This is a genomic window from Entomomonas moraniae (assembly GCF_003991975.1).
GTDB lineage: Bacteria > Pseudomonadota > Gammaproteobacteria > Pseudomonadales > Pseudomonadaceae > Entomomonas > Entomomonas moraniae.
In genome coordinates, this window is the sequence record NZ_CP029822.1 from 2,990,133 (window position 1) to 3,012,800 (window position 22,668).

Genomic DNA, 22,668 nt, shown 5'->3' on the forward strand with positions numbered 1-22,668 from the left:
CACAATCTAAACATAAACAGTTGGAGAGTATTCTATCTCTTTTAATCGATTATAACTATGTGGGATTTTTTATGCCGTTTTCAAGTTCAGTTAAAAAGATCAAGCTATTTGGGGCGATAGGCACAAAAGTTTGGCCTCGGGCCTATTTGTGGATGATTTCTACAGGTATTGGGTCTATTAGTATAGACAGTACAACGTCTGGTTTTAGTATCTAAAAAATAACAATCATTATTCGCCAGCCGTGTGATAGTAAAGAGCTCTTTCTTTTGATTAAAGTGTTCGATAACGCCTTGCTTTTTAAGCTGTTTCGCTAGATTCTTTAAGGGTTCATCCCGCGCAAAATCATCTAAAATACCAAGACGAATTAAATCATCTAGTTTTATTTCCACAGGTAATTGGCAACAAGTCGCTTGGCAAGTATCACAAAGTCTTTTGTGATACTTAGCCCATGTTTCTAAACGGTCAGGGTCTGCCGCGGGAATTAGATTATTTGCCATATACTATTGCTTTGGTTCAGATGAAGAGTCCCCTTCATGAGGAGGTGCCGATTCCTTATCATTGTTTGATGGATCTTCAGCACCATCGGAGCGCCCAATGTTCGCTGGCGCTTCGACAACAAGTTCTTCAGGTACTTCATCAATGCGTGGGTCAAGTGTTGCACCCATGGTTGAAACAGTTCTTGTAACTACAACGTGTTGTACGGGTTCGCCTTCTGCATATTTGACTTTGTTGGGTCGTACACAAATAGCAATCAAGGTGGCAACAATAGAACTAGCAATATAGTAAGCTCCCGGTTTGAAGTATTCCATGAGTACCCCAATCAGCATGGGTCCAATACTTGCGCCAATACCGTAGGTTGCTAGTAGTAGTGCACTTAATGCAACACGCTTTGATTGCTCGACGTTGTCATTGGCAAAAGCAATGGCTAATGGGTAGAAAGTAAATAAGAAAATACCTCCTAAAAAGCCACAACTCATCATGAGTGTTGTTGATAAATCAAAAAAACCCCAGAGTGGAATAACACACACTGCAAATAGAAGAGCATTAATACGGATTAATTTAGGGCGGTTAAAGTGGTCAGATAACCAACCCATAGGCCATTGTGATAAAAAACCCGCGGCGATACAAACCATGACGAATAAACTAGCATTAGAAGTATCTAATCCCATCTTACTGGCATAAACAGCAGAAAGACCATAAAATGATCCAACCATGATGCCTACGAGGAAGATCATTGCGAGTGCTTGGGGAACTTTGCTCCAAAAGAAACCAATTTCCAACGGGGCAGCGGCTATTTTTGCAGGGTGAACGCGGCGAGTCATTGCAATAGGAATAAGACAAGCTGCAAACAACATTGCAATCATGATAAGTGGTTTATAGTCTAAGATAGGAACCTGTTGTAAATAACCTTGCCCAAGCATTAGTCCTAAGTCGGTTGCAATCATATAACCAGCAAAAGCTAAACCACGCTGATTATTTTCGGCTTGTTCATTTAACCAACTTTCTAGTACGGTGTATTGGTTCATCATCACAATACCTAATACAAAGCGTAACGCGATCCAGACAGTTAAGTTATCAATCATGACATAGGCTAATGTTGCAATAGTGGCTAATCCTGCGCAGGCAACATATGAGCGGATATGGCCAAAGTTAGCAATAAGACGATGGGCAATTTTAGCGCCGACTACTAAACCTGCATAATAGGCGGTGGTTAAACTCCCAATAATCATTTCACTCACACCATCGGCAGTGAGCCTTAACCCAAGATAGGTAGTAAATAAACCAGAGCCTGCTAACATAAGCATGGTAGCCAAGTAAATGGCTGGAAATGTATAAATAGGATTATTAGTCATTAGATCAGTAGTTAGTAAGTGTATTTTGTTGAAAGGGCTTATTCTACAATAGTATAGTAGGTACTGGTTAAAAAGTTTATGGTGAAGGGAGGTTTTGTTATGTCTTGTGATGTGGTGATAAGAAAAGCGAAAGCGGATGATGCAGATGATATTTTAAGGCTGATTAGAGAGCTTGCTATTTATGAAAAAGCGGAGCATGAAGTATTAGCAACAAAAGAAACCATCATTGCTTCTTTGTTTTCAAACGAGGCTACTGCGAAAACAATTATTTGTGAAAATGAGCAAGGCCGTATTATTGGTTATGCTATTTATTTTTACAATTACTCAACATGGCTTGCTAAAAAAGGGCTCTATTTAGAAGATCTCTACGTGGCAGAAAGTGAGCGTGGAAGTGGTGTAGGTAAGAAACTTCTAACTCATTTGGCAAAAATAGCGGTGAGTGAGGGATGTGGACGTTTTGAGTGGAGTGTGTTGAATTGGAATGCACCTGCTATTGCTTTTTATGAGTCATTAGGAGCTAAACCACAAAGTGAGTGGACAGTTTATCGCTTAACAGGCGAAGCTTTACAAAAGTTAGGTAGTTAAGTCTTTTTCAGTGGGTATTATTTAAAATACCCACATATCCTTTATTCTTCGCTATTAAGATGGTGAGCGTGGAATGCTAAGTGCTCTTCAATAAAGCTCGCAATAAAATAATAACTATGGTCATAGCCTGCTTGAAGCCGTAATGTAAGTGGCCATTTTTTTTGTTTTGCTATGTTTGCTAAGACGTCGGGTTTTAACTGTTCTGATAGAAAGCTATCATTTGTTCCTTGATCAATTAAGATGGGAAACTGTTTTTCTTGATAATACTGAAGTAGATAACAACTGTCGTACTGTTGCCACTGCGTTGCATCTTTTCCTAAGTAAGCGGTGAATGCTTTCTGTCCCCATGGTACTTGCGAGGGATTAACAATCGGTGCAAAGGCAGAGGCTGAACAATAAGTTTTGGGGTGGCGCAGGGCAAGCATGAGTGCACCATGCCCTCCCATTGAATGGCCTGCAATAGATTGTTTGCCATTGGTATTGAAGTTTTGGGTGATGAGCTTTGGGAGCTCTTGACTAATATAGTCAAACATATGGTAATGCTGTTGCCAAGGTGCTTGGGTTGCATTGATATAAAAGCCTGCGCCTTGGCCTAAGTCATAGCTTGGGTCATTAGCAACTGAATCCCCGCGAGGGCTTGTATCGGGAATAACTAAAATAATACCTAGCTTTGCGGCACATTGTTGCGCGCCTGCTTTGGTTGAAAAGTTTTCATCAGTACACGTAAGCCCTGAGAGCCAGTAAAGTATAGGGTATGCATTGGTTTCATGATTGGGGGGCAAATAGATTGAAAAAGTCATCTCACAATCAAGTGTGGATGAGAGATGCTTAAATCGTTTTTGTTGACCACCAAATGATAAATGGCTTTCTAGCTCTACTAGGCTCATGGCTTACCTCTATAATTAATAACGAATGACGGTACGAATTGATTTGCCTTCATGCATTAAATCAAAGGCTTTATTGATGTCTTCGAGCGGTAGCTCATGGGTAATAAAGTCATCGATACTAAATTTACCTTTAAGGTAGTCTTCTACAATAAGAGGAAGTTGTGAACGGCCTTTTACCCCACCAAAAGCAGAGCCACGCCAAACACGACCTGTGACTAGTTGGAAAGGGCGGGTGGCGATTTCTTCTCCAGCACCAGCAACGCCAATAATAACAGATTCTCCCCAACCTTTATGGCAGCATTCAAGGGCTGAGCGCATGACTTTAACATTACCAATACACTCAAATGAAAAATCAACACCCCCATCAGTGAGTTCTACGATGACGTCTTGAATAGGTTTGTCATAGTCTTTAGGGTTAATACAGTCAGTAGCCCCTAATTTTTTGGCAAGATCAAACTTCTCTGGGTTGATATCAATGGCAATAATACGACTAGCTCCCACTGTTTTTGCTGCCATAATAACCGCTAGCCCGATGCCGCCTAATCCAAATACGGCAACGCTATCGCCGGATTTTACTTTAGCCGTATTGGTGACAGCTCCCATACCTGTGGTGATGCCGCAGCCTAGTAAGCACACCTTTTCAAGGGGTACATCTTTGCTGATTTTTGCCACTGCAATTTCGGGAACAACAGTGTATTCAGAAAAAGTTGATGTTCCCATGTAATGGAAAATGGGTTTACCCTCTTTAAAAAAGCGTGTTGTGCCATCAGGCATTAGCCCTTTACCTTGTGTGGTACGAATGGCTTGGCAAAGATTTGTTTTACCTGAAAGGCAAAATTTACATTTCCCGCACTCTGGTGTGTAGAGAGGAATAACATGATCACCGACGTTTAAGCTAGTAACGCCTTCACCTACAGCTTCAACAATACCTGCTCCTTCATGGCCTAAAATGGAAGGGAATATACCCTCAGGATCAGTCCCAGATAATGTGTACGCATCTGTATGGCAAACACCTGTTGCGACAATGCGAATAAGCACTTCACCTTTTTGGGGTGGCATTAAATCGACTTCTTCAATAGATAAGGGCTGATTAGGTTCCCAAGCGATGGCTGCTTTTGTCTTTATCATCTTCATAGCATATTCCTATAGGTATTTTTTATAAGTAAATTATATACATTATAGTGATTATTTGACGTATGAACTAATTAGCAATGTGTCATAAAGTGAATAAAAATAAAGGGAGATATTTTATCATCTCCCCTTACCACGCTATTATCTGTTGATTAGATGACTATTTTCTTTTCGTCTCAAGAGGAAGAATCATCTGTTTTTCAAGCGCAGGCTTAGTATTAATTAACCATTGTTCTAGTTTTTCTCGCAGGGCGATGGCCAATTTTGCATCTTCTTTAAGTCTTATTCCCCTATTCATGGTGAGTCTCCTTTGATTGTTTTGTATACTTAGTCAGTGGGTTCTGTGTCGTTACTTGGTACCAGTCTAGACGTCGGGTCGCAATCATTGCAGTACTTAGAATCATGAAGACTAAAATACTTCCCATCATTAAGCTGTACTCTTCTGCATTGAGCAGCACATAAAGCATGAGATAAATAAGGCTGAGTAGGCAGGTAAAAATAATGGCCTGTTTTTTATTCTCTAAAATGCCAGTGATATAAAAGCTGATGATGGATATACACGCAATTGCTGAACATAAGTAGGCCAGAGCAAAACCAATGTATTCTGACAAAGACAGTAACAGTAAGAAAAAGATGGCTAATGACATGCCCACAAAAGAATATTGGATAGGGTGAATGGCAAGCTTTCTGACCACTTCAAAAATAAAGAACCCGAAGAATGTTAAACCAATAAAAAGAATACCGTATTTTATCGCGCGGTTAGTTTTTGAGTAATGATCAACAGGTTCTACTAAGCCTACTTGAAAGTTTGTATTCTCAAGTGAATAACACTGCTTGTTAGTGAGGCAGTCTTTGAATTTGTTTTCAATGTCGCTTGCAAATAGATTAGTTTGCCATGTGGCTGTAAAACCTTCGTTTTTGATGTCGTGAGAAATGGGTAAGAAACTACCACTAAAACTTGGGTGAGGCCAATTACTGTCTATTGTTACAGAGGTCTCTTTACCGACAGGCATTAGGTTAAATGTTGATGTACCTTTTAAATCAAACTGTATTTCAAAAGGAAAATTACCTGATAGTTTTGCGTCTGTTAACGTGACTTGAGCATGAATACCTGAACCTAATTTGGACCCTGCTGTACCGGGTTTTATTGACAGTGTTTTGTTATCAAAAATGACGGTGGATTGATTACCTATACCTCGTGTATCACTAATACCAATGGCCAAAAAAGGTTGCCCGAATTGATAATCCTCTAGATTTTCTTTGACGCCATAGTCTTTGGGAATATCAAACGACCCTGTCATTTTATTTTTACTGTTATAAACACGTGCTTCATAAATACCGCGGCTACGCTTTTCTACAGTTAAATATCCTGTCATATTTAATTGTTCAGGAAGGAAGTAAAGAGTACCTTTGCGTTGATAATATTTTTTATCTTCTGTGTTATAGCTGAGTTTGCTGTAAGGGATAATCAGCACAGGGCCTTTGATTTGTTGGCTTTTAGAGTAACTGTTTGCGATCTCGCTCACCACGTCGTTACGAAGAGACATCCGCTCATAAACCAGAGAATTCACCATATTAATAGGAATAAGTAATAAAAGGATCAAAATAAAGATAGCGACTATTTTAAAAATGAGCTGCCGTTGCATGATAAAAACTCCTTAAATAATTGATGGCCTATTATTTAGGTTGAATGTGGAGTTTTTATGAAGTAAATATGGAGTTTGTATGGTTCTTATTAAGCAAGAAATATTTAATGAGGAAATGTGAGTGTCACGAGTACCCCTTCTTTATGATTGGTAATGCTAAGTTTTCCTTGATGAAGCAAGGCAACCTCTTGCACAAAATTAAGCCCAAGCCCTGTACTTTTTCGCCCCGTTTTTTTACGGGGTAAAGAGTAGAAGCGTTCACATAAACGTTGAATGGCATAGTTGGGGATAGGGTCAGCTTGATTGTAGAATTTAATCTCAAGCGTCTGATCTGTTTGTTGTGTTGATATATGGATCGTACCGTATTCAGGTGTGAAGTCGAGGGCATTGTCTAGTAGGTTAGATAGGGCTTGCTCCACTAAAAAAAGCTCCCCTTCAATGCAATGGTTTTTATTAATGGCTACTTGTACTTCAATACCTTGCTGGGTGATCTGAGATGATTTACCTTCAAGTAATTTTTGTACCAGAGGTAAAAGTTCAATACGGGTAATGTCTTGTAATGTTTGCCGTTGCTCAACCATACTAAGATTAAGTAAACGATCTGCAAGTTGTTGTAAGCGCTCACTTTCACTATCAATATTTTTAATAAAGTGATTTCTTTTATCAGGGGGCATGTCTTGTTGTAGTAGTTCGCTAGCCCCTCTAATAGCGGCGAGTGGACTTTTTAGTTCATGGGTTAATGTATGAACATAACGTTCGACGTATTGTTTACCATCAAGCTCGCTACGCATTTTATCTAAAGCTTTTGCTAGTTGAGTCAGTTCGCCTCCATAAAATAGGGGCGCTTTAATTTTTTCACCTTTGCTCACTGCATTAGCATATAAGGTTAGGCGGCGTAATGAGGCTCCCAACCACCATGATAATAAAGCACCCACCGCAAGGCTAATCAGTAACAGAATGACACCAAAAAATAAAAGACGCGATTCTGCTTTGGCAATATAAGGATTGGTGGTGACATTGGGTTTACCAACAGTTAATACACCAATAATTTGGTTATTGGCTTTGATGGGGGCCGCAATGTACATGACGGTAGACTTTTCATCATTGGGGTCTTCTTGCGTTGATCTTGCTCCATACTTATGGCGCAACGTTAAGTAAACGTCACGCCATTGTGAGAAGTCAGCACCAACATGTTTACCTGTCGAATCAAATACAACAATTCCTTGATCGTTGGTGATATAAACACGTAATGCTATAGATTTTTTGTCTACCCCCCAGATGGATGCATTAGGGTCGCGTTTCTGATAAGTTGAGATAAGATTTTGTAAATAATGTTGGTCTATTTTACCCTGTGCCATATCATTGCTTACAAGCTCTGCTAAAAGATTGGCTGTGTCGACCAATGTTTCTTCTGTTGTTTGGCGAATGCTAGGATAAATTTGGTTAGAAAATAAGTTCACCATAAAATAGCCACAAAGCGCAACAAAGAGGAAATAAAATAAAAAAATACGTTTTGCTAAGGCCATTATTATTTACTCGTTAGGAGGGGTCATAGCTATAACCAAAACCGCGGTGAGTACGGATGACCTCAAGACTGCTATTTATTTCTCTAACTTTTGCTCTTAATGCTTTGATGTGGCTATCGATATTTCGTTCATAACCTGCATCAATAGAGATACCTAGTGCGTCAAGAAGTTGTTCTCGACTGAAGACGCGCTTGGGTTGTGAGAGTAAACAGGACAATAAGTTAAATTCATGACGTGTGAGGTTGAGTGAGTTGCCTTGCAAAGAAATAGTGCAGCCGATGTCATCAATGACAAATAATCCAATGTCCTTGATTTCGGATGGATTGGCTTTGGTTGTTTGCATCGTAGTTCTTTTTAAAATAGCGCGTACTCTTGCCGCTATTTCTCTAGGACTAAAGGGTTTGCTAACATAGTCATCTGCACCGATTTCTAAGCCAACAATACGGTCTATTTCATTGTCTCTTGCGGTTAAGAAAATAACGGGCACATCAGAGAACTTTCGAAGTTGGCGGCATACTTCAAAACCATTTAAATCAGGAAGACCTACGTCCAGTATCCATAAATCTGCAGGGCTTTGTTTTTGTCGCTCTATTGCTTCACTGCCTAGAGATAACCAAGTGCAATCGAATCCTTCAGTTTGAAGTGAGTAGAGTAGTGTGTCGGCAATAGCGGTTTCATCTTCAATGATTAATATTTTAGGCATTTCAGTCAACCTAGGGTACATGGCTACAGAGATATTTGACATTTAGTTTATCATAATCAGTGTGATTTGCGTGATGTGCTTATCGTTCTTGCCTTATTATTAAGAGTTACTGTTCGCGTTGCGATAGATGGCTTATTAAAGGTCGATGAAATTTTATAATAATAGCTTGTGGTATAATTTTTAAAAGCATTTTTATTGTAATAAGATGCACGTCTTATTAAATAAGTGGCTGGTCGTAGTCACTTATCATTTGGAGAGTATATGACAGATCTGTTAACGGCGGCTAGTCAACAACTGCTAGCGCCTAATGGGCTTGATATTGAAATGCTTCCTAGCATTTTAAGTGTGGCCGTTGGAAATGGTATTGATACAGCTGATTTATATTTTCAGCATGCTGTTTTAGAGAGTTGGTCTTTGGAAGATGGTATTGTTAAACAAGGAACCTTTAGCGTGGATCAGGGGGTGGGTATCCGCTCTTTGGCGATGGAGAAAACAGGCTTTGCATACAGTAATACATTGACTAAAGAGGCTTTAATTCAGGCTGCTACTGCTGCAAAGTCTATTGTAAGTAGTGGTAAAACAGGACGAGTGCAAGCATTTAGCCATATCCCTGCTAATTCTCTTTATCAAGCAAGAAATCCTTTAGAGGTTGTCGCAAGAGAAGAGAAAGTTGCATTGCTTAAACAAATAGATCAGGCTGTGAGAGCAATTGATCCCAGAATTCAGCAGGTGACTGTGAGTCTGACGGGGTTATGGGAACACATTTTAGTGGCTTCTAGTGATGGCGATTTAGCGGCTGATATCCGCCCATTAGTCCGTTTTAATGTGGGTGTTATTGTGGAGCAAAGCGGTCGTCGTGAAAGTGGTAGCCATGGCGGTGGCGGTCGTTATGATTACAGTTATTTTTTAACAGAAGATCGAGCGATGAGTTATGCTCGTGAGGCAGTACGCCAAGCGTTAGTGAATTTAGAAGCCGTGCCTGCGCCAGCGGGTACGTTACCTGTAGTCCTTGGTTCTGGTTGGTCAGGTGTATTACTGCATGAGGCCGTTGGACATGGATTAGAGGGTGATTTTAATCGCAAAGGTAGCTCGGCCTACAGCGGGCGTATCGGCGAAAAGGTGGCCTCTTCACTTTGTACGATTGTGGATGATGGAACCCTTGCTAATCGTCGAGGTTCTTTAGCTGTAGATGATGAGGGTACGCTAACAGAGTGTACTACGCTCATTGAGAATGGCATTTTAAAAGGTTATATGCAAGATAAACTCAATGCTCGTTTAATGAATCAAAAGCCTACAGGTAATGGCCGAAGAGAGTCTTATGCCTATCTACCAATGCCTCGTATGACTAATACTTATATGTTGGCGGGTGAAAGTGATCCTGAAGAAATCATTCGTTCTGTTAAAAAAGGTATCTACTGTGCCAGCTTAGGTGGTGGGCAAGTAGATATTACCAGTGGTAAGTTTGTATTCTCAAGCAGTGAAGCTTATTTGATTGAAGATGGAAAGTTAACGGCACCGATTAAAGGTGCGATGCTCATTGGTAACGGCCCTGATGTCATGAATCAAGTATCCATGGTGGGTAATGATCTTTCGCTAGATAGTGGTGTTGGTATGTGTGGTAAAGATGGCCAATCAGTTCCCGTAGGTGTTGGTCAGCCGACATTAAAAATTGATGCTATTACGGTGGGTGGAACAGGGGTATGATAGTAGTTGTGCTACTATCTTAGTCCCCGAATGGTTTCATCTAGTTCGCGGATATATTTGAAAATTTTACGAGCCGCCGCAGGTGGTTTTTCTTGTGCTGCTTCTTGCTGTGCTAATCGTATCAGTTGTCTTAAATGTTGGCGATCGGCTGTGGGGTATTGGTTTAATAGCTCTGTAAGCGCATCATCACCTTCAGTAACCAACTTGTCGCGCCACTGTTCAAGGGCATGAAAGCGTTCGTTATATTCACGGCTAGAACTGTCGATTTGCTCAAGAAATGATTGAATAAAGTCAATATCTTGGTCTCTTAACAGTTTACCAACGTATTGCATATGTCGCTTATTAGCGATATTAGATTTATGTTTTGGTGCATCTTCGAGTGCTTTTCTAAGCATATCGGTTAAAGGTAATAAAGCCAGTTGATCTTTTTTCAAGGTCGTAAGCTTTCTACCTAAATCGACAAGAGCATGCATTTCACGTTTGATTTGGGATTTGCTTTTTTCTTCAAAAGCATCATCAAAAGTATCAGACATAGTTATAAACTCATAGTAAATAGTGGCGACTATGATAACAGATCGCTTGTTTATTATGAGAATTTTTAAATGAGGAAAGATATGAGTACTGAAAATTCTGTAGGCCCCAAGACAATTCCTTTATTAGAGGAGCAAGTGCAAAAGATTTTACTTGAAGCAAAAAAACAAGGAGCTACAGCCTGTGAGGTTTCAGTCTCTACAAGCCAAAGCTTGGCGGTAACTGTGCGCCAACAAGAAGTAGAAACGGTAGAGTTTAATAGGGATCAGGGTTTTGGTATTACTGTTTACTCAGGTAAAAGAAAGGGTTCAGCCAGTACCACGGTAACGGATGTGAATGCTATTCATGAAACAGTTGCTGCAGCACTTGAAATTGCAAAGCATACGTCTGAAGATGAATATGCAGGTTTGGCAGAACCTGAGTTAATGGCAAAAGATTTGCCGGATCTTGAATTGTTTTCTGCTTGGAATATAACGCCTACGCAAGCGATTGAAAAGTTATTGGCTTGTGAAGCGGCAGCTTTTGATACGGATAAACGCATTACCAATGCAGATGGCACTTCATTAAACACATGGCGAGGCTGTAGAGTATATGGTAATAGCCATGGATTTATTGGTGGATACACCTCGACAAGCCATAGTATGAGTTGCATCATGATTGGTGAAGATAAAGGACAAATGCAACGTGATTATTGGTATGACGTTAATTTGGTAGGTGAGAAGTTAGCGTCTCCAGTTTCGATTGGTCAAGAAGCCGCTCAACGCACGGTTGGGCGACTAGGGGCGAAATCTATTGCTACGTGTGAAGTACCTGTTATTTTTTCTACCGATGTTGCTGCAAGTTTATTTGGTCATTTATTAGGGGCTATTTCAGGCAGTAGTATTTATCGTAAATCTTCCTTTTTAGAAGGTGCAGTAGGAAAGCAGTTATTCCCCAACTGGTTAAATATAGAGGAAAAGCCAAGACTCAAAGCAACACTAAATAGTGCAAGTTTCGACGGTGACGGATTAGCGACCTATGATAAATCCATCATAACACAAGGTCAGTTAATGACTTATTTACTAGGTGTTTATTCTGGTCGCAAGTTAGGTTTACCCAGTACGGCCAATGCTAGTGGTTGTCATAATGTGTTTGTATCTCATGGGCAGAGTGGGTTGACAGGATTATTAAAGAAAATGGATAGGGGATTGTTAATCACTGAGTTGATGGGGAGTGGTGTTAATCTAGTTACTGGTGATTACTCTCGCGGCGCTGCTGGTTTTTGGGTGGAGAATGGTGAGATTCAATATCCTGTGCAAGAGATAACCGTTGCTGGGAATTTAAAAGACATGTTTAGTCAGATCATAGACATTGGGAATGATGTGGACGCTCGTCGGAATATTAAAACGGGATCGATATTAATCGAAAAGATGGCTATTGCTGGCGCGTAATGTGTATGTAAACAAAAAGGAGGCTTAGCCTCCTTTTTGTTTATTGATGCTTACTTCTTTTCTTCGGCTAATGCTGTTTTAACAGATGGGCGCTCTTCCATGTTTTTGATAAAACGTACCAGATTATTGAGTGAAGCAATATCTAGGGTCATTGCTTTAGCCCATGTGATGATGGTATATAAATAAAAGTCGGCAACATTGAGATGCTCACCCAGCAGAAAGTCTTTGTGATCGAGTTGACTATCAACATAAGCGAAATTTTTCTCTAATTGCTGACGTGCTGCTTGTTTTAAATTATCAGGAAAGTTGGGGTTAAATAAAGGCCCAAAGCCTTTGTGTAATTCAGTTGCAATGTAGTTGAGCCATTCAATAGCTTTGAAGTAGCTAAAGTCCGTTTGTGGAGGCATTAATCCCTTTCCAGGAGCTCGACTTGCAATATATTGAATAATTGCAACGCCTTCTGTGAGCAGATCTCCAGTGTCTAGTAACAATGCAGGAACTTGCCCTTTAGGGTTTATTTTTAAATAATCTTCCCCATGTTCAGTTTTTTTAGTGGCGAGGTCAACACGAACTAATTCAAAATGAATGGATGCTTCACAAAGCACCATATGGGGGGAAAGTGAGCATGCACCTGATTTGTAATAAAGTTTCATAATCATACTCCTGATGGTTTTTATTGAGAGAGAAGATAAGTACTTATCTATATTCAGAGTAGTGAAAAAGTGAATAGTTCATCTTTCATAGATGAATGTCTATATGATTTTTTATCAAAATATGATTTTATTTGTAGTATATGTATTTTAATTGGATTTGAACTTGAAATGAAAATGTTAGCTGTGTGGGTAAGTAGTTTACGACTTAAAACGATACCTTTAGCCTGTTGTGGCATTGTCACAGGCAATGCATTATCCATGGCATATGACCACAAAGTAAATATCTCAATTTTTATTTTTTCATTATTAACAGCCGTAGCTTTACAGGTGATGTCAAATTTGGCAAACGATTATGGCGATGTTGTAAAAGGTACAGATAAAGATAAAACCATTGGTGCTGAACGAGGGTTAAAAGAAGGGCTCATCACGCCTCAACAAATGCAATTTGCTATTATTTTTACAGGACTTATCGCTATTGCGTTCGGTATCGTTTTGATTATTTTGGCGTGTCATACGTTTAGAGATGTTGTTATTTTTATTATGCTAGGCTTGTTATCAATGGTTGCCGCAATTTTATACACGGTTGGTGATAAAGCTTATGGTTACTATGGCTTAGGGGATCTTTCTGTATTACTCTTTTTTGGTTACGCGAGTGTGATGGGAAGCTTTTTTCTGCAAACTCATCATGTGGGGATGTATAGCTTTTTACCTGCTACTGCCGCAGGATTACTTTCGGTTATCGTTTTAAATGTGAATAACATTCGGGATATTGATGGTGACGCGCTTTATGGTAAACGAACAATCCCTGTAAGATTGGGAGTGTTATGGTCACGTTATTACCATTTTGCCTTATTAGTTGCAAGTATAGCTTTTCTAAGCTGTTTCGCTTTTTTTTATGCGAGAGATAATGGGTACGCCTGGCTCTTTTTATTAGCGCTACCGCTCTATTTTTGGAATGGTTATGCTGTTTACCATTATAGAGAAACTGCTAAATTACATAAACAATTAGCCGTTGCTATTAAGATAAATATTTTTACGCTATCTTTATTTTCTATTGGTTTGGTTTTGGGGTAATATGATAAGGAATTACTGTATTAAATTACTTTAGAATTAAATAATATCTTGTTGTTTTTATTGTATAAATTTTTTTGTGGGGCTGTTTATATATCAACATGTCGCTATTGGCTCCCTCTTTTTCTAGGATTTTGTAATGCCTGTTTCTTTTGTTCATTTACGCGTTCATACCGAATATTCATTAGTTGATGGGTTAGTAAGAGTCAAGCCACTTATTAAAGCAGTTGCAAAAGCGAATATGCCTGCTGTTGCTGTGACAGATCAAAATAATTTATGTGGATTAATTAAGTTTTACAAGGCTGCTAATGGAGCAGGCATCAAACCGATTTGTGGTGCAGATCTTTGGTTAGCTAGTCGTTTTCCTGACGGCCCTGTTAGTCGACTAACCTTATTAGTAATGAATGAAAAAGGTTATCGTAATCTGACAGAATTGATTTCTCAAGGGTATGAAAATGGTCAGCATGAGGGTATGGTCATTATTGAGAAAGAGTGGCTTATTCAGGCAAATGAAGGTTTGATTGTTTTGTCAGGGGCTCGTGAAGGTGAACTAGGACAGGCACTATTGTCCAATAACCCCAATGATGCGGATGAGCTATTAACTGATTGGTTAGTCTATTTTAATGACCGTTTTTATATAGAGGTTCAACGTACCGAACGCCCTTACGAAGAAGAATATTTGCATGCGGCGGTCACATTGGCCACAAAATACAATGTACCTCTCGTGGCAACCAATGATGTAAGGTTTTTGACAGAAGAAGAGTTTGAAGCCCATGAAACACGCGTTTGTATTGGGGAAGGGCGTGTATTGGATGATTCTAAAAGACCGCGTAATTATAGCCGTCAGCAATATTTAAAAACACCAGAGCAAATGGCAGAGCTTTTTAGCGATTTGCCAGAGGCATTAGAGAATACGGTAGAAATTGCTAAGCGTTGCAATATAAAAGTACAACTAGGGAAGTACTTCTTGCCTAATTATCCTATACCCGAAGGGATGACGATGGATGATTTCTTTCGTAAAGAGTCCTTGGATGGGCTTGAGGAACGATTGTCTCATATATTGCCACTGGATACGCCTGACTATGAAACAAAGAAACAAGTTTATTTAGATCGTTTAAAGTTTGAACTGGATATTATTATTCAGATGGGGTTTCCCGGTTATTTCTTAATCGTGATGGATTTTATCAAATGGGCTAAAAAAAATGGGGTACCTGTTGGGCCTGGGCGTGGGTCTGGTGCTGGGTCGTTGGTTGCTTATTCGTTAAAAATTACTGATCTTGATCCTTTAGCGTATGACTTACTTTTTGAACGTTTTTTAAACCCTGAGCGGATATCCATGCCCGACTTTGACGTGGATTTCTGTATGGATGGGCGTGATCGAGTGATCGATTATGTAGCAGAAACCTATGGACGCAATGCAGTTAGCCAGATTATTACCTTTGGTTCAATGGCTGCTAAGGCTGTTGTGCGTGACGTGGCACGTGTTCAAGGGAAATCTTACGGTTTGGCTGATCGTTTATCTAAAATGATTCCATTTGAAATAGGGATGACTTTAGAAAAAGCCTATGAGCAAGAAGAGACGCTTAGAAATTTCTTAGCCGCAGACGAAGAAGCTGCCGAAATATGGGAAATGGCGCTTAAGTTAGAAGGTATTACTCGAAATACAGGTAAGCACGCAGGGGGCGTAGTTATTGCCCCGACAAAGTTGACAGATTTCTCTCCTGTGCAATGCGATGAAGAAGGTCATAGCCTTGTTACCCAGTATGATAAAGATGATGTAGAAGCCGCGGGGCTTGTGAAGTTTGACTTTCTAGGTTTAAGAACGTTGACAATTATCGACTGGGCAATGGCAACGATCAATAGAGAGCGCTCTAAAAAAGGAGAGTCACCTCTTGATATTAACTTTATTCCTTTAGATGATGCAAATACCTATAAGCTATTACAGCGTGCAGAAACAACTGCGGTGTTTCAGCTTGAATCCAGAGGGATGAAGGAGTTAATCAAAAAATTAAAGCCTGACTGCTTAGAAGATATTATTGCATTGGTGGCACTATTTCGACCAGGGCCTTTGCAGTCGGGGATGGTGGATGATTTTATTAATCGCAAGCATGGACGTGCAGAGTTAGCATTTCCCCATCCTGATTATCAGTTGGAAAGTTTGAGGCCTGTGTTATCTCCTACTTATGGGATTATTCTTTATCAAGAGCAAGTGATGCAAATTGCGCAGGTCATGGCAGGCTATACCCTTGGCGGCGCTGATATGTTACGTCGAGCTATGGGTAAGAAAAAGCCAGAGGAAATGGCAAAGCAGCGTTCGGTCTTCTTGGAGGGATCTGCTAACAATAATATTGATAAAGATTTGGCAGGAAATATTTTTGACTTAGTTGAAAAGTTTGCTGGCTATGGTTTTAACAAATCGCACTCGGCTGCTTACGGATTGGTCTCTTATCAAACGGCTTGGTTGAAAACGCATTACCCTGCACCTTTCATGGCGGCGGTACTTTCTTCGGATATGCATAATACAGATAAAGTGGTTACGCTGATCGAGGAGTGCCGCAATATGAAATTGCGTATTGATGCGCCTGATGTGAACGCCTCGGAGTTTAAATTTACTGTGGGCGATGATCAGCGTATTATCTACGGACTAGGTGCTATTAAAGGAGTAGGAGAGGGGCCTGTAGAGGCAATTGTTGAAGCGCGAGAAGATGGTATATTTAAAGACTTATTTGATTTTTGTAAACGCGTTGATTTAAAGAAAATTAATAAACGTACTTTGGAAGCGTTAATTCGCTCGGGTGCTTTTGATCGCTTAGGGCCTTTTTATAATGATGAGTTAAGTGCGTATAAGGCGACTGTTGATAAAAATCGAGCCGTTTTAGTGGCGGCTATGGATGATGCAATTCAAGCAGCAGATCAGCAGGCGCGAAGTGAAGACAGCGGTCATATGGATTTGTTTGCCGAGTTGTTTGTTGATAATTCAATAGGCGATGTTTATCAGGCTTATAAAAAATCCCGTGAAATCCCACTTAAAGAGCGGTTAAAAGGTGAAAAAGAAACGCTAGGTCTTTATTTGACTGGGCATCCAATTGATGAGTATGAAGTTGAGGTTAGAAGGTTCGCTCGACAACGCATCGTTGACTTGAAACCAGCAAAAGATACGCAGACCGTAGCAGGTTTAATCGTCAGTATGCGCGTTATGAAAAATAAAAAAGGCGAAAAAATGGGTTTCATTGTGCTAGATGACCGCTCAGGTAGAATCGAAGCTTCATTATTTGCGGATGTTTTTAGTGAGTACCAAGAGTTATTGAAAACAGATGCTATGGTTGTGGTTGAAGGCGAGGTGAGTCATGATGACTTTTCGGGTGGATTGAGATTGAGGATTAGAAAAGTCCATAGTTTACTTGATGCCCGTATTAGTTTGGCGGATAGCTTGCGTATAGTCATACAACGTGAACAACTTGCATTAGATAAGTTAACATGGTTAAGTAATTTATTGCAGCAATATAAGGGTACTTGTCCGGCATGTATTGATTATCAAAATAGTACAGCATTGGCTGTGTTGCGTCTGGGTGAGAATTGCAACGTTAAACCATCAGATCAATTAATACAAATATTAAAGGATCAGTTTGGTAAGAAAAATGTTTATCTTAATTATAGATAAAAATATAGGTTACAGGATTTGGGGATAAGCGTGTTTAGTAGAGATATTATTTTAAAGGCTAGTATAATAGGAATTTTCCTGCCTAATGTCTTGATAGTTTTAGCTTGTATTTCCATTGATGTTAATATTAACAGAGCCCCTAGTAATATAAATTATTTTCCACCTATAATAAATATTTGAGAGCTTTAGGGACTATTGCACTTATTTTAAGATAAAAAATAACTAAGATTTAAGATATTGCTATTTATTGTATTGTACTGTTGGTCAAATTCTGTTTAAGTATAAGCATGCAGTAAGATACATAAATGGATAAATTTATATTCAAAAAGTAGTAAGCAAGAGACAGAAAAAGTATATAATCAAATTAATAAGCATTTAATAGATAAAGGTTAATTATGAATCCAAACTTTCTTGATTTTGAACAGCCTATTGCTGACTTGATTGCAAAAATAGATGAATTGCGATTAGCTCAAGATGGAAACTCACAAAATATTGCTGAGGCTATTGCTAATTTAGAAAAAGAAAAGCAAGAAAAAACAGTGGCTCTTTTTAATAATTTGACAAGTTGGCAAATAACACAGTTGTCACGTCATCCTAAGCGCCCATATGCGTTAGATTATATTAATCAGTTATTTACAGAGTTCGAAGAGCTTCATGGTGATCGCCATTTTGCGGATGATGAGGCCATTGTGGGTGGGGTTGCGCGTTTTGATGACAAACCTGTTGTAGTTATAGGGCATCAAAAAGGGCGCGACGTTAAAGAAAAAGTACGCCGTAATTTTGGTATGCCAAGACCTGAAGGTTATCGTAAAGCTTGTCGATTAATGGAGCTTGCAGAGCGATTCAAAATGCCAGTTTTAACGTTTATCGATACCCCTGGGGCTTATCCAGGCGTGAGTGCTGAAGAGCGTGGACAAAGTGAAGCTATTGCATGGAATTTACGAGTAATGTCACGCTTAAAGACACCTATTATTTGTACAGTCACTGGTGAAGGTGGTTCTGGTGGTGCGCTTGCTATTGGTGTAGGTGATCGTTTGAATATGCTTCAATACTCGATTTACTCGGTCATTTCGCCTGAAGGCTGTGCGTCTATTCTTTGGAAAACTGCTGAGAAAGCACCTGATGCTGCAGAAGCAATGGGGGTTACAGCGGATCGCTTGAAGGTGTTAAATATAGTTGATCAGGTTATTAGTGAGCCTCTTGGCGGCGCTCATCGTGATTATGAAACGGCGATGAAGAATGTTCATAATGTATTATCTGAACAATTAAATGAATTACAATTACTCACGATAGATGAGCTATTGGAAAAGCGCTATCAACGTTTGATGAGCTATGGAGTTGCATAAGTCTTTTCAAAAATATGATATATTTTAAAAAAAAGACTTGACAATAGCGGCGTTTACTAGCAAAATGCCGCCTCGCTTGGAGGGGTTCCCGAGCGGTCAAAGGGAGCAGACTGTAAATCTGCCGTCTACGACTTCGAAGGTTCAAATCCTTCCCCCTCCACCAATTTTAAGTATCAAATGCGGGCATGGTTCAATGGTAGAACCTCAGCCTTCCAAGCTGATGATGCGGGTTCGATTCCCGCTGCCCGCTCCAGTCTTTTACATCGCTCATGTAGCTCAGTTGGTAGAGCACACCCTTGGTAAGGGTGAGGTCAGCGGTTCAAATCCGCTCATGAGCTCCATGTTTAGATTCTTTTGTTTTGTGGTTTATAAAAAAATTGATAAAGTAGTTGCTTTTTTGTGAAAGAAAAAAGTATAATGTCCGGCCTTTTATTAGGCCAGTAGCTCAATTGGCAGAGCGACGGTCTCCAAAACCGTAGGTTGGGGGTTCGATTCCCTCCTGGCCTGCCAGATTTAAAAAAATCTGGTTTTTATTCTTATTTAAGGATCTTTATTTAGATGAATACTAAGGTTGAAGCCCAAAACTATCGTCTTGATCCATTGAAGTGGATTGTTATTGCTATTCTCATAGCTGTTGGAGTTGTTGGGAACTGGTATTTTGCATCTATCGGATTATCTATTTTTTATCGCGTGGTAGGGCTAATTGTACTAGCCGCTATAGCTATTCTTATTGGTATTAAGACTCAAAAAGGTCAAGCGATTTTTGCTTTGTTGAAGTCTTCACGTGCTGAAATGCGTAAAGTGGTTTGGCCTAGTCGCCAAGAGACTAAACAAACAACGTTAATCGTAGTAGTGGTTGTGTTGATTACAGCTTTAATATTGTGGGGTTTAGACACTCTATTTGGTTGGTTAGTTTCTTTAATTGTAGGATAATAAATCATGGCTAAACGTTGGTATGTAGTTCACGCCTATTCTGGCTATGAAAAAAATGTTATGCGTGCTTTGCAAGAGCGCGTTAAGTTGCATGAAAAAGAAGAAGATTTCGGTGAGATATTGGTTCCTACTGAAGAAGTGGTAGAAATGCGTGCTGGGCAAAAGCGCAAAAGTGAGCGTAAGTTTTTTCCAGGGTATGTACTTGTGCAAATGGAATTGAATGATAGTACATGGCATTTAGTAAAAAATACCCCGCGTGTAATGGGCTTTATTGGGGGAACGGCTGATAAGCCTGCACCAATTACTGATAAAGAAGCCGAAGCTATTCTTCAGCGTATGGCTACTACAGGTGATAAACCTAAACCTAGAACATTATTTGAACCAGGCGAAACTGTGCGTGTTATTAGCGGGCCATTTGCCGATTTTAATGGGACTGTTGAAGAAGTTAATTATGAAAAAAGCCGTGTTCAAGTGGCTGTTTCTATTTTCGGTCGTTTAACACCTGTTGAGCTTGAGTTTAGTCAGGTAGAGAAAGTTTAGTTTTTTAAAATCCCAATCTTTTTTTAAAAAGGTTGGTTTGTTTGTAACGGGGAGCTCTTTCGAGCGTTATAACCCAAATATTGGAGCATGTAATGGCTAAGAAAATAACAGCATACATTAAATTACAGGTTAAAGCCGGTCAGGCTAATCCTAGCCCACCAGTTGGTCCTGCATTAGGTCAGCACGGTGTTAATATTATGGAGTTTTGTAAAGCATTTAATGCAAAAACTCAAGGTATGGAGCCAGGTCTTCCTACACCAGTAATTATTACAGTTTATGCAGACCGTAGTTTTACTTTTGAAACAAAAAGTACACCAGCAGCTGTATTGTTAAGAAAAGCAGCAGGTATTAAGAGTGGTTCTAGCAAGCCTAATACACAAAAAGTAGGCACTGTTACACGTGCACAATTAGAAGAAATTGTTAAGTTAAAAGAAGCTGATTTAACGGCGGCCGATTTAGATGCTGCTGTGCGCACCATCGCGGGCTCTGCTCGTAGCATGGGCTTAAATGTGGAGGGTGTGTAATGGCTAAATTAACTAAGCGCCAAAAAATGATTGCTGAAAAAGTTGAAGCAAACAAAGTTTATGGTATTGAAGACGCAGCAAAATTATTATCAGAATTATCAACTGTTAAATTTAAAGAGTCAGTTGATATCGCAATTAACTTGGGTGTTGACCCTCGTAAGTCTGATCAAGTTGTTCGCGGTGCTGCTGACATGCCAAATGGTACAGGTAAAACAGTAAGAGTTGCTGTGTTTACTCAAGGTGCAGCTGCAGAGGCGGCTTTGGCAGCAGGTGCTGATAAAGTTGGTATGGATGAGTTAGCTGCTGAAATGAAAGCAGGTAATTTAGACTATGACGTAGTGATTGCTTCTCCAGATGCGATGCGTGTAGTTGGACAATTAGGTCAAGTTTTAGGTCCTCGTGGCTTAATGCCAAACCCTAAAGTTGGAACAGTAACACCTGATGTAGCAACAGCTGTTAAAAGTGCTAAAGCAGGTCAAGTTCGTTTCCGTACTAATAAAGAAGGTATTATTCATGCCTCTATTGGTAAGGTTGATTTTGAACCAGTAAAATTAAAACAAAATCTTGAAGCATTATTAAACGAAGTAAAGCGTTTAAAACCATCAACTTCAAAGGGTGTTTACTTAAAGCGTCTTACTTTGAGCTCAACTATGGGCCCTGGTTTACAAATTGATCAAGCATCTCTAGAGATTTAAAGTTTACTGCTCTTCTAAAAGAGCAACAAGATTGGGGTCCCTGCCTGGCGGGGGCTATCCAAGACCGTAGGTGGATAACCTTAATCTTTTAGGCCTACGCAGATGGTGCTCCCGATTCCAATGAATCAGACACCGAAACCCTTAATGGTTTTAGCCATTAAGTTTAATGGAAACATCCAGGAGTAAACCCGTGGCGATTAAACTCGAAGACAAAAAAGCGATTGTTGCTGAAGTCAGCGAGGCTGCAAATGGTGCTTTATCCGCTGTCGTGGCTGATGCCCGTGGCGTGACTGTAAGTGCTATGACTGGACTTCGTAAACAGGCTCGTGAAGCAGGCGTTTATGTACGTGTCGTGCGTAATACACTTCTTCGCCGTGTAGTAGAAGGTACTGAATTTGAAGTACTTACTGATACATTTAAAGGCCCAACCTTAATTGCATTTTCTAAAGAGCATCCAGGTGCAGCTGCACGTATCTTTAAAGAATTTGCAAAAGGTCAAGAGAAGTTCGAAATCAAAGCTGCCGCTTTTGAAGGCAATTTGATTGCAGCTGATGCTTTAGCAAGCTTACCAACATACGACGAAGCAATTTCTCAATTGATGAGCGTTATTCAAGGTGCTACAAGCAAATTTGTACGTACGTTGGCCGCTGTTCAAGCACAAAAAGAGGCTTCTGCGGCTTAAACGTTGCTAAGTTTATTTGTTAACAAATTTATTTAATGATCGTTTGATTATTAATCATTTATATAGGAATTAGAGTTATGGCTCTTACTAACGAAGATATCATCAATGCAGTTTCTGAAATGTCAGTAATGCAAGTGGTTGAATTAATTAAAGCAATGGAAGAAAAGTTTGGTGTTTCTGCTGCTGCTGCTGTAGTTGCTGGCCCAGCTGGTGGCGCTGCTGAAGCTGCTGAAGAAAAAACTGAATTCAATATTCATTTAACTGAAGCTGGCGATAAGAAAGTAAACGTAATTAAAGCAGTACGTGAAATCACTGGTTTAGGCCTTAAAGAAGCTAAAGCTGTTGTTGATGGCGCTCCTTCTATTGTTAAAGAAGGTGCAACTAAAGAAGAAGCTGAAGCAGCTAAGAAAGCACTTGAAGAAGCTGGTGCTAAGGTTGAACTTAAGTAGTTCTAACTTAATGTTGGCAGCTCCAACATTAAAATAGAGCTGATGGCTGGTGGCTTTTGCTACCGGCCTTTTTCCGTTATAGCATGGGCTATATCTGGAAGATAAAATTTAGAATTTT

At 39.8% G+C, this 22,668-nt stretch carries 22 protein-coding genes and 4 tRNA genes; 16 read left to right on the forward strand and 10 right to left on the reverse strand.

From position 1 onward, the window contains the following. Nucleotides 1–104: 104 nt before the first annotated feature. Nucleotides 105–497 carry a YkgJ family cysteine cluster protein gene (locus DM558_RS14040; RefSeq protein WP_127164525.1) on the reverse strand — a complete coding sequence of 131 codons (393 nt, stop codon included), beginning with the start codon at nt 495–497 and terminating at the stop codon, nt 105–107. Nucleotides 498–500: 3 nt separating this feature from the next. Beyond that, the gene (locus DM558_RS14045; protein WP_127164526.1) at nt 501–1,853 is read right to left on the reverse strand and encodes an MFS transporter; all 1,353 of its coding nucleotides are present in this window, start codon (nt 1,851–1,853) and stop codon (nt 501–503) included. A gap of 99 nt (nt 1,854–1,952) precedes the next feature. Here DM558_RS14045 and DM558_RS14050 point away from each other — a divergent pair, with 99 nt between their 5' ends. Further along, a complete protein-coding gene (locus DM558_RS14050; RefSeq protein WP_127164527.1) occupies nt 1,953–2,438 on the forward strand; it encodes a GNAT family N-acetyltransferase in 486 nt (161 codons plus the stop codon). Nucleotides 2,439–2,479: 41 nt separating this feature from the next. On the opposite strand, the gene fghA is transcribed toward DM558_RS14050, so the two are convergent. The 6 genes from fghA to creB form a co-directional block, all read right to left on the reverse strand. After that, the gene (gene fghA, locus DM558_RS14055; RefSeq protein ID WP_127164528.1) at nt 2,480–3,325 is read right to left on the reverse strand and encodes an S-formylglutathione hydrolase; all 846 of its coding nucleotides are present in this window, start codon (nt 3,323–3,325) and stop codon (nt 2,480–2,482) included. Between the two features lie 15 nt (nt 3,326–3,340). Beyond that, a complete protein-coding gene (locus tag DM558_RS14060) occupies nt 3,341–4,453 on the reverse strand; it encodes an S-(hydroxymethyl)glutathione dehydrogenase/class III alcohol dehydrogenase (RefSeq protein WP_164731486.1) in 1,113 nt (370 codons plus the stop codon). Between the two features lie 163 nt (nt 4,454–4,616). Beyond that, nucleotides 4,617–4,754 (reverse strand): hypothetical protein, encoded by a 138-nt coding sequence (locus tag DM558_RS15685; RefSeq protein WP_164731468.1) that lies wholly within the window; start codon nt 4,752–4,754, stop codon nt 4,617–4,619. Continuing rightward, nucleotides 4,747–6,102 carry a cell envelope integrity protein CreD gene (gene creD / locus DM558_RS14065; protein ID WP_127164530.1) on the reverse strand — a complete coding sequence of 452 codons (1,356 nt, stop codon included), beginning with the start codon at nt 6,100–6,102 and terminating at the stop codon, nt 4,747–4,749. Before creD ends, DM558_RS15685 begins: the two co-directional genes overlap by 8 nt. 104 nt (nt 6,103–6,206) lie before the next feature. Next, nucleotides 6,207–7,628, reverse strand: coding sequence for a two-component system sensor histidine kinase CreC (gene creC, locus DM558_RS14070; protein WP_127164531.1), 1,422 nt, complete (start codon nt 7,626–7,628; stop codon nt 6,207–6,209). 13 nt (nt 7,629–7,641) lie between these two features. Beyond that, nucleotides 7,642–8,331, reverse strand: coding sequence for a two-component system response regulator CreB (gene creB, locus DM558_RS14075; protein ID WP_127164909.1), 690 nt, complete (start codon nt 8,329–8,331; stop codon nt 7,642–7,644). A gap of 261 nt (nt 8,332–8,592) precedes the next feature. On the opposite strand from creB, the gene tldD reads away from it, so the two are divergent. Next, nucleotides 8,593–10,035 carry a metalloprotease TldD gene (tldD, locus tag DM558_RS14080; RefSeq protein ID WP_127164532.1) on the forward strand — a complete coding sequence of 481 codons (1,443 nt, stop codon included), beginning with the start codon at nt 8,593–8,595 and terminating at the stop codon, nt 10,033–10,035. A 14-nt stretch (nt 10,036–10,049) separates the two neighbouring features. Here tldD and yjgA read toward each other — a convergent pair whose 3' ends face one another. Then, nucleotides 10,050–10,568: a ribosome biogenesis factor YjgA gene (yjgA, locus tag DM558_RS14085; protein ID WP_109703936.1), complete on the reverse strand. Its 519-nt coding sequence runs from the start codon at nt 10,566–10,568 to the stop codon at nt 10,050–10,052. Nucleotides 10,569–10,649: 81 nt separating this feature from the next. Here yjgA and pmbA point away from each other — a divergent pair, with 81 nt between their 5' ends. Next, the gene (gene pmbA / locus DM558_RS14090) at nt 10,650–11,996 is read left to right on the forward strand and encodes a metalloprotease PmbA (RefSeq protein ID WP_127164533.1); all 1,347 of its coding nucleotides are present in this window, start codon (nt 10,650–10,652) and stop codon (nt 11,994–11,996) included. Between the two features lie 50 nt (nt 11,997–12,046). Here pmbA and gstA read toward each other — a convergent pair whose 3' ends face one another. Beyond that, complete coding sequence (gene gstA / locus DM558_RS14095; protein WP_127164534.1) at nt 12,047–12,649, reverse strand: glutathione transferase GstA; 603 nt, start codon at nt 12,647–12,649, stop codon at nt 12,047–12,049. Between the two features lie 168 nt (nt 12,650–12,817). Between gstA and menA the strand changes: the two genes are divergently transcribed. The 13 genes from menA (at nt 12,818) to rplL (ending at nt 22,550) form a co-directional block, all read left to right on the forward strand. Further along, complete coding sequence (gene menA / locus DM558_RS14100) at nt 12,818–13,723, forward strand: 1,4-dihydroxy-2-naphthoate octaprenyltransferase (RefSeq protein ID WP_127164535.1); 906 nt, start codon at nt 12,818–12,820, stop codon at nt 13,721–13,723. A gap of 136 nt (nt 13,724–13,859) precedes the next feature. Beyond that, a complete protein-coding gene (dnaE, locus tag DM558_RS14105; protein ID WP_127164536.1) occupies nt 13,860–17,381 on the forward strand; it encodes a DNA polymerase III subunit alpha in 3,522 nt (1,173 codons plus the stop codon). 395 nt (nt 17,382–17,776) lie between these two features. Then, on the forward strand, nt 17,777–18,727 hold the full coding sequence (locus tag DM558_RS14110; protein ID WP_127164537.1) for an acetyl-CoA carboxylase carboxyltransferase subunit alpha: 951 nt from the start codon (nt 17,777–17,779) through the stop codon (nt 18,725–18,727). 78 nt (nt 18,728–18,805) lie between these two features. Continuing rightward, nucleotides 18,806–18,890: transfer RNA gene (locus DM558_RS14115), tRNA-Tyr, on the forward strand. 16 nt (nt 18,891–18,906) lie between these two features. Beyond that, nucleotides 18,907–18,980 (forward strand) — tRNA-Gly (locus tag DM558_RS14120). A gap of 12 nt (nt 18,981–18,992) precedes the next feature. Continuing rightward, nucleotides 18,993–19,068, forward strand: a tRNA-Thr gene (locus DM558_RS14125). Nucleotides 19,069–19,161: 93 nt separating this feature from the next. Further along, nucleotides 19,162–19,237 (forward strand) — tRNA-Trp (locus DM558_RS14130). A 48-nt stretch (nt 19,238–19,285) separates the two neighbouring features. Beyond that, nucleotides 19,286–19,660, forward strand: coding sequence for a preprotein translocase subunit SecE (gene secE, locus DM558_RS14135; RefSeq protein WP_127164538.1), 375 nt, complete (start codon nt 19,286–19,288; stop codon nt 19,658–19,660). Between the two features lie 6 nt (nt 19,661–19,666). Then, entirely contained in the window at nt 19,667–20,200 is a 534-nt protein-coding gene (nusG, locus tag DM558_RS14140) for a transcription termination/antitermination protein NusG (RefSeq protein WP_127164539.1), read from the forward strand. Between the two features lie 92 nt (nt 20,201–20,292). Next, entirely contained in the window at nt 20,293–20,724 is a 432-nt protein-coding gene (gene rplK, locus DM558_RS14145; RefSeq protein ID WP_109703929.1) for a 50S ribosomal protein L11, read from the forward strand. Next, nucleotides 20,724–21,419, forward strand: coding sequence for a 50S ribosomal protein L1 (gene rplA / locus DM558_RS14150; protein WP_127164540.1), 696 nt, complete (start codon nt 20,724–20,726; stop codon nt 21,417–21,419). Before rplK ends, rplA begins: the two co-directional genes overlap by 1 nt. Nucleotides 21,420–21,609: 190 nt before the next feature. Further along, entirely contained in the window at nt 21,610–22,101 is a 492-nt protein-coding gene (gene rplJ / locus DM558_RS14155) for a 50S ribosomal protein L10 (protein WP_127164541.1), read from the forward strand. Nucleotides 22,102–22,178: 77 nt separating this feature from the next. Next, on the forward strand, nt 22,179–22,550 hold the full coding sequence (gene rplL / locus DM558_RS14160) for a 50S ribosomal protein L7/L12 (protein ID WP_109703926.1): 372 nt from the start codon (nt 22,179–22,181) through the stop codon (nt 22,548–22,550). Nucleotides 22,551–22,668 lie beyond the last annotated feature (118 nt).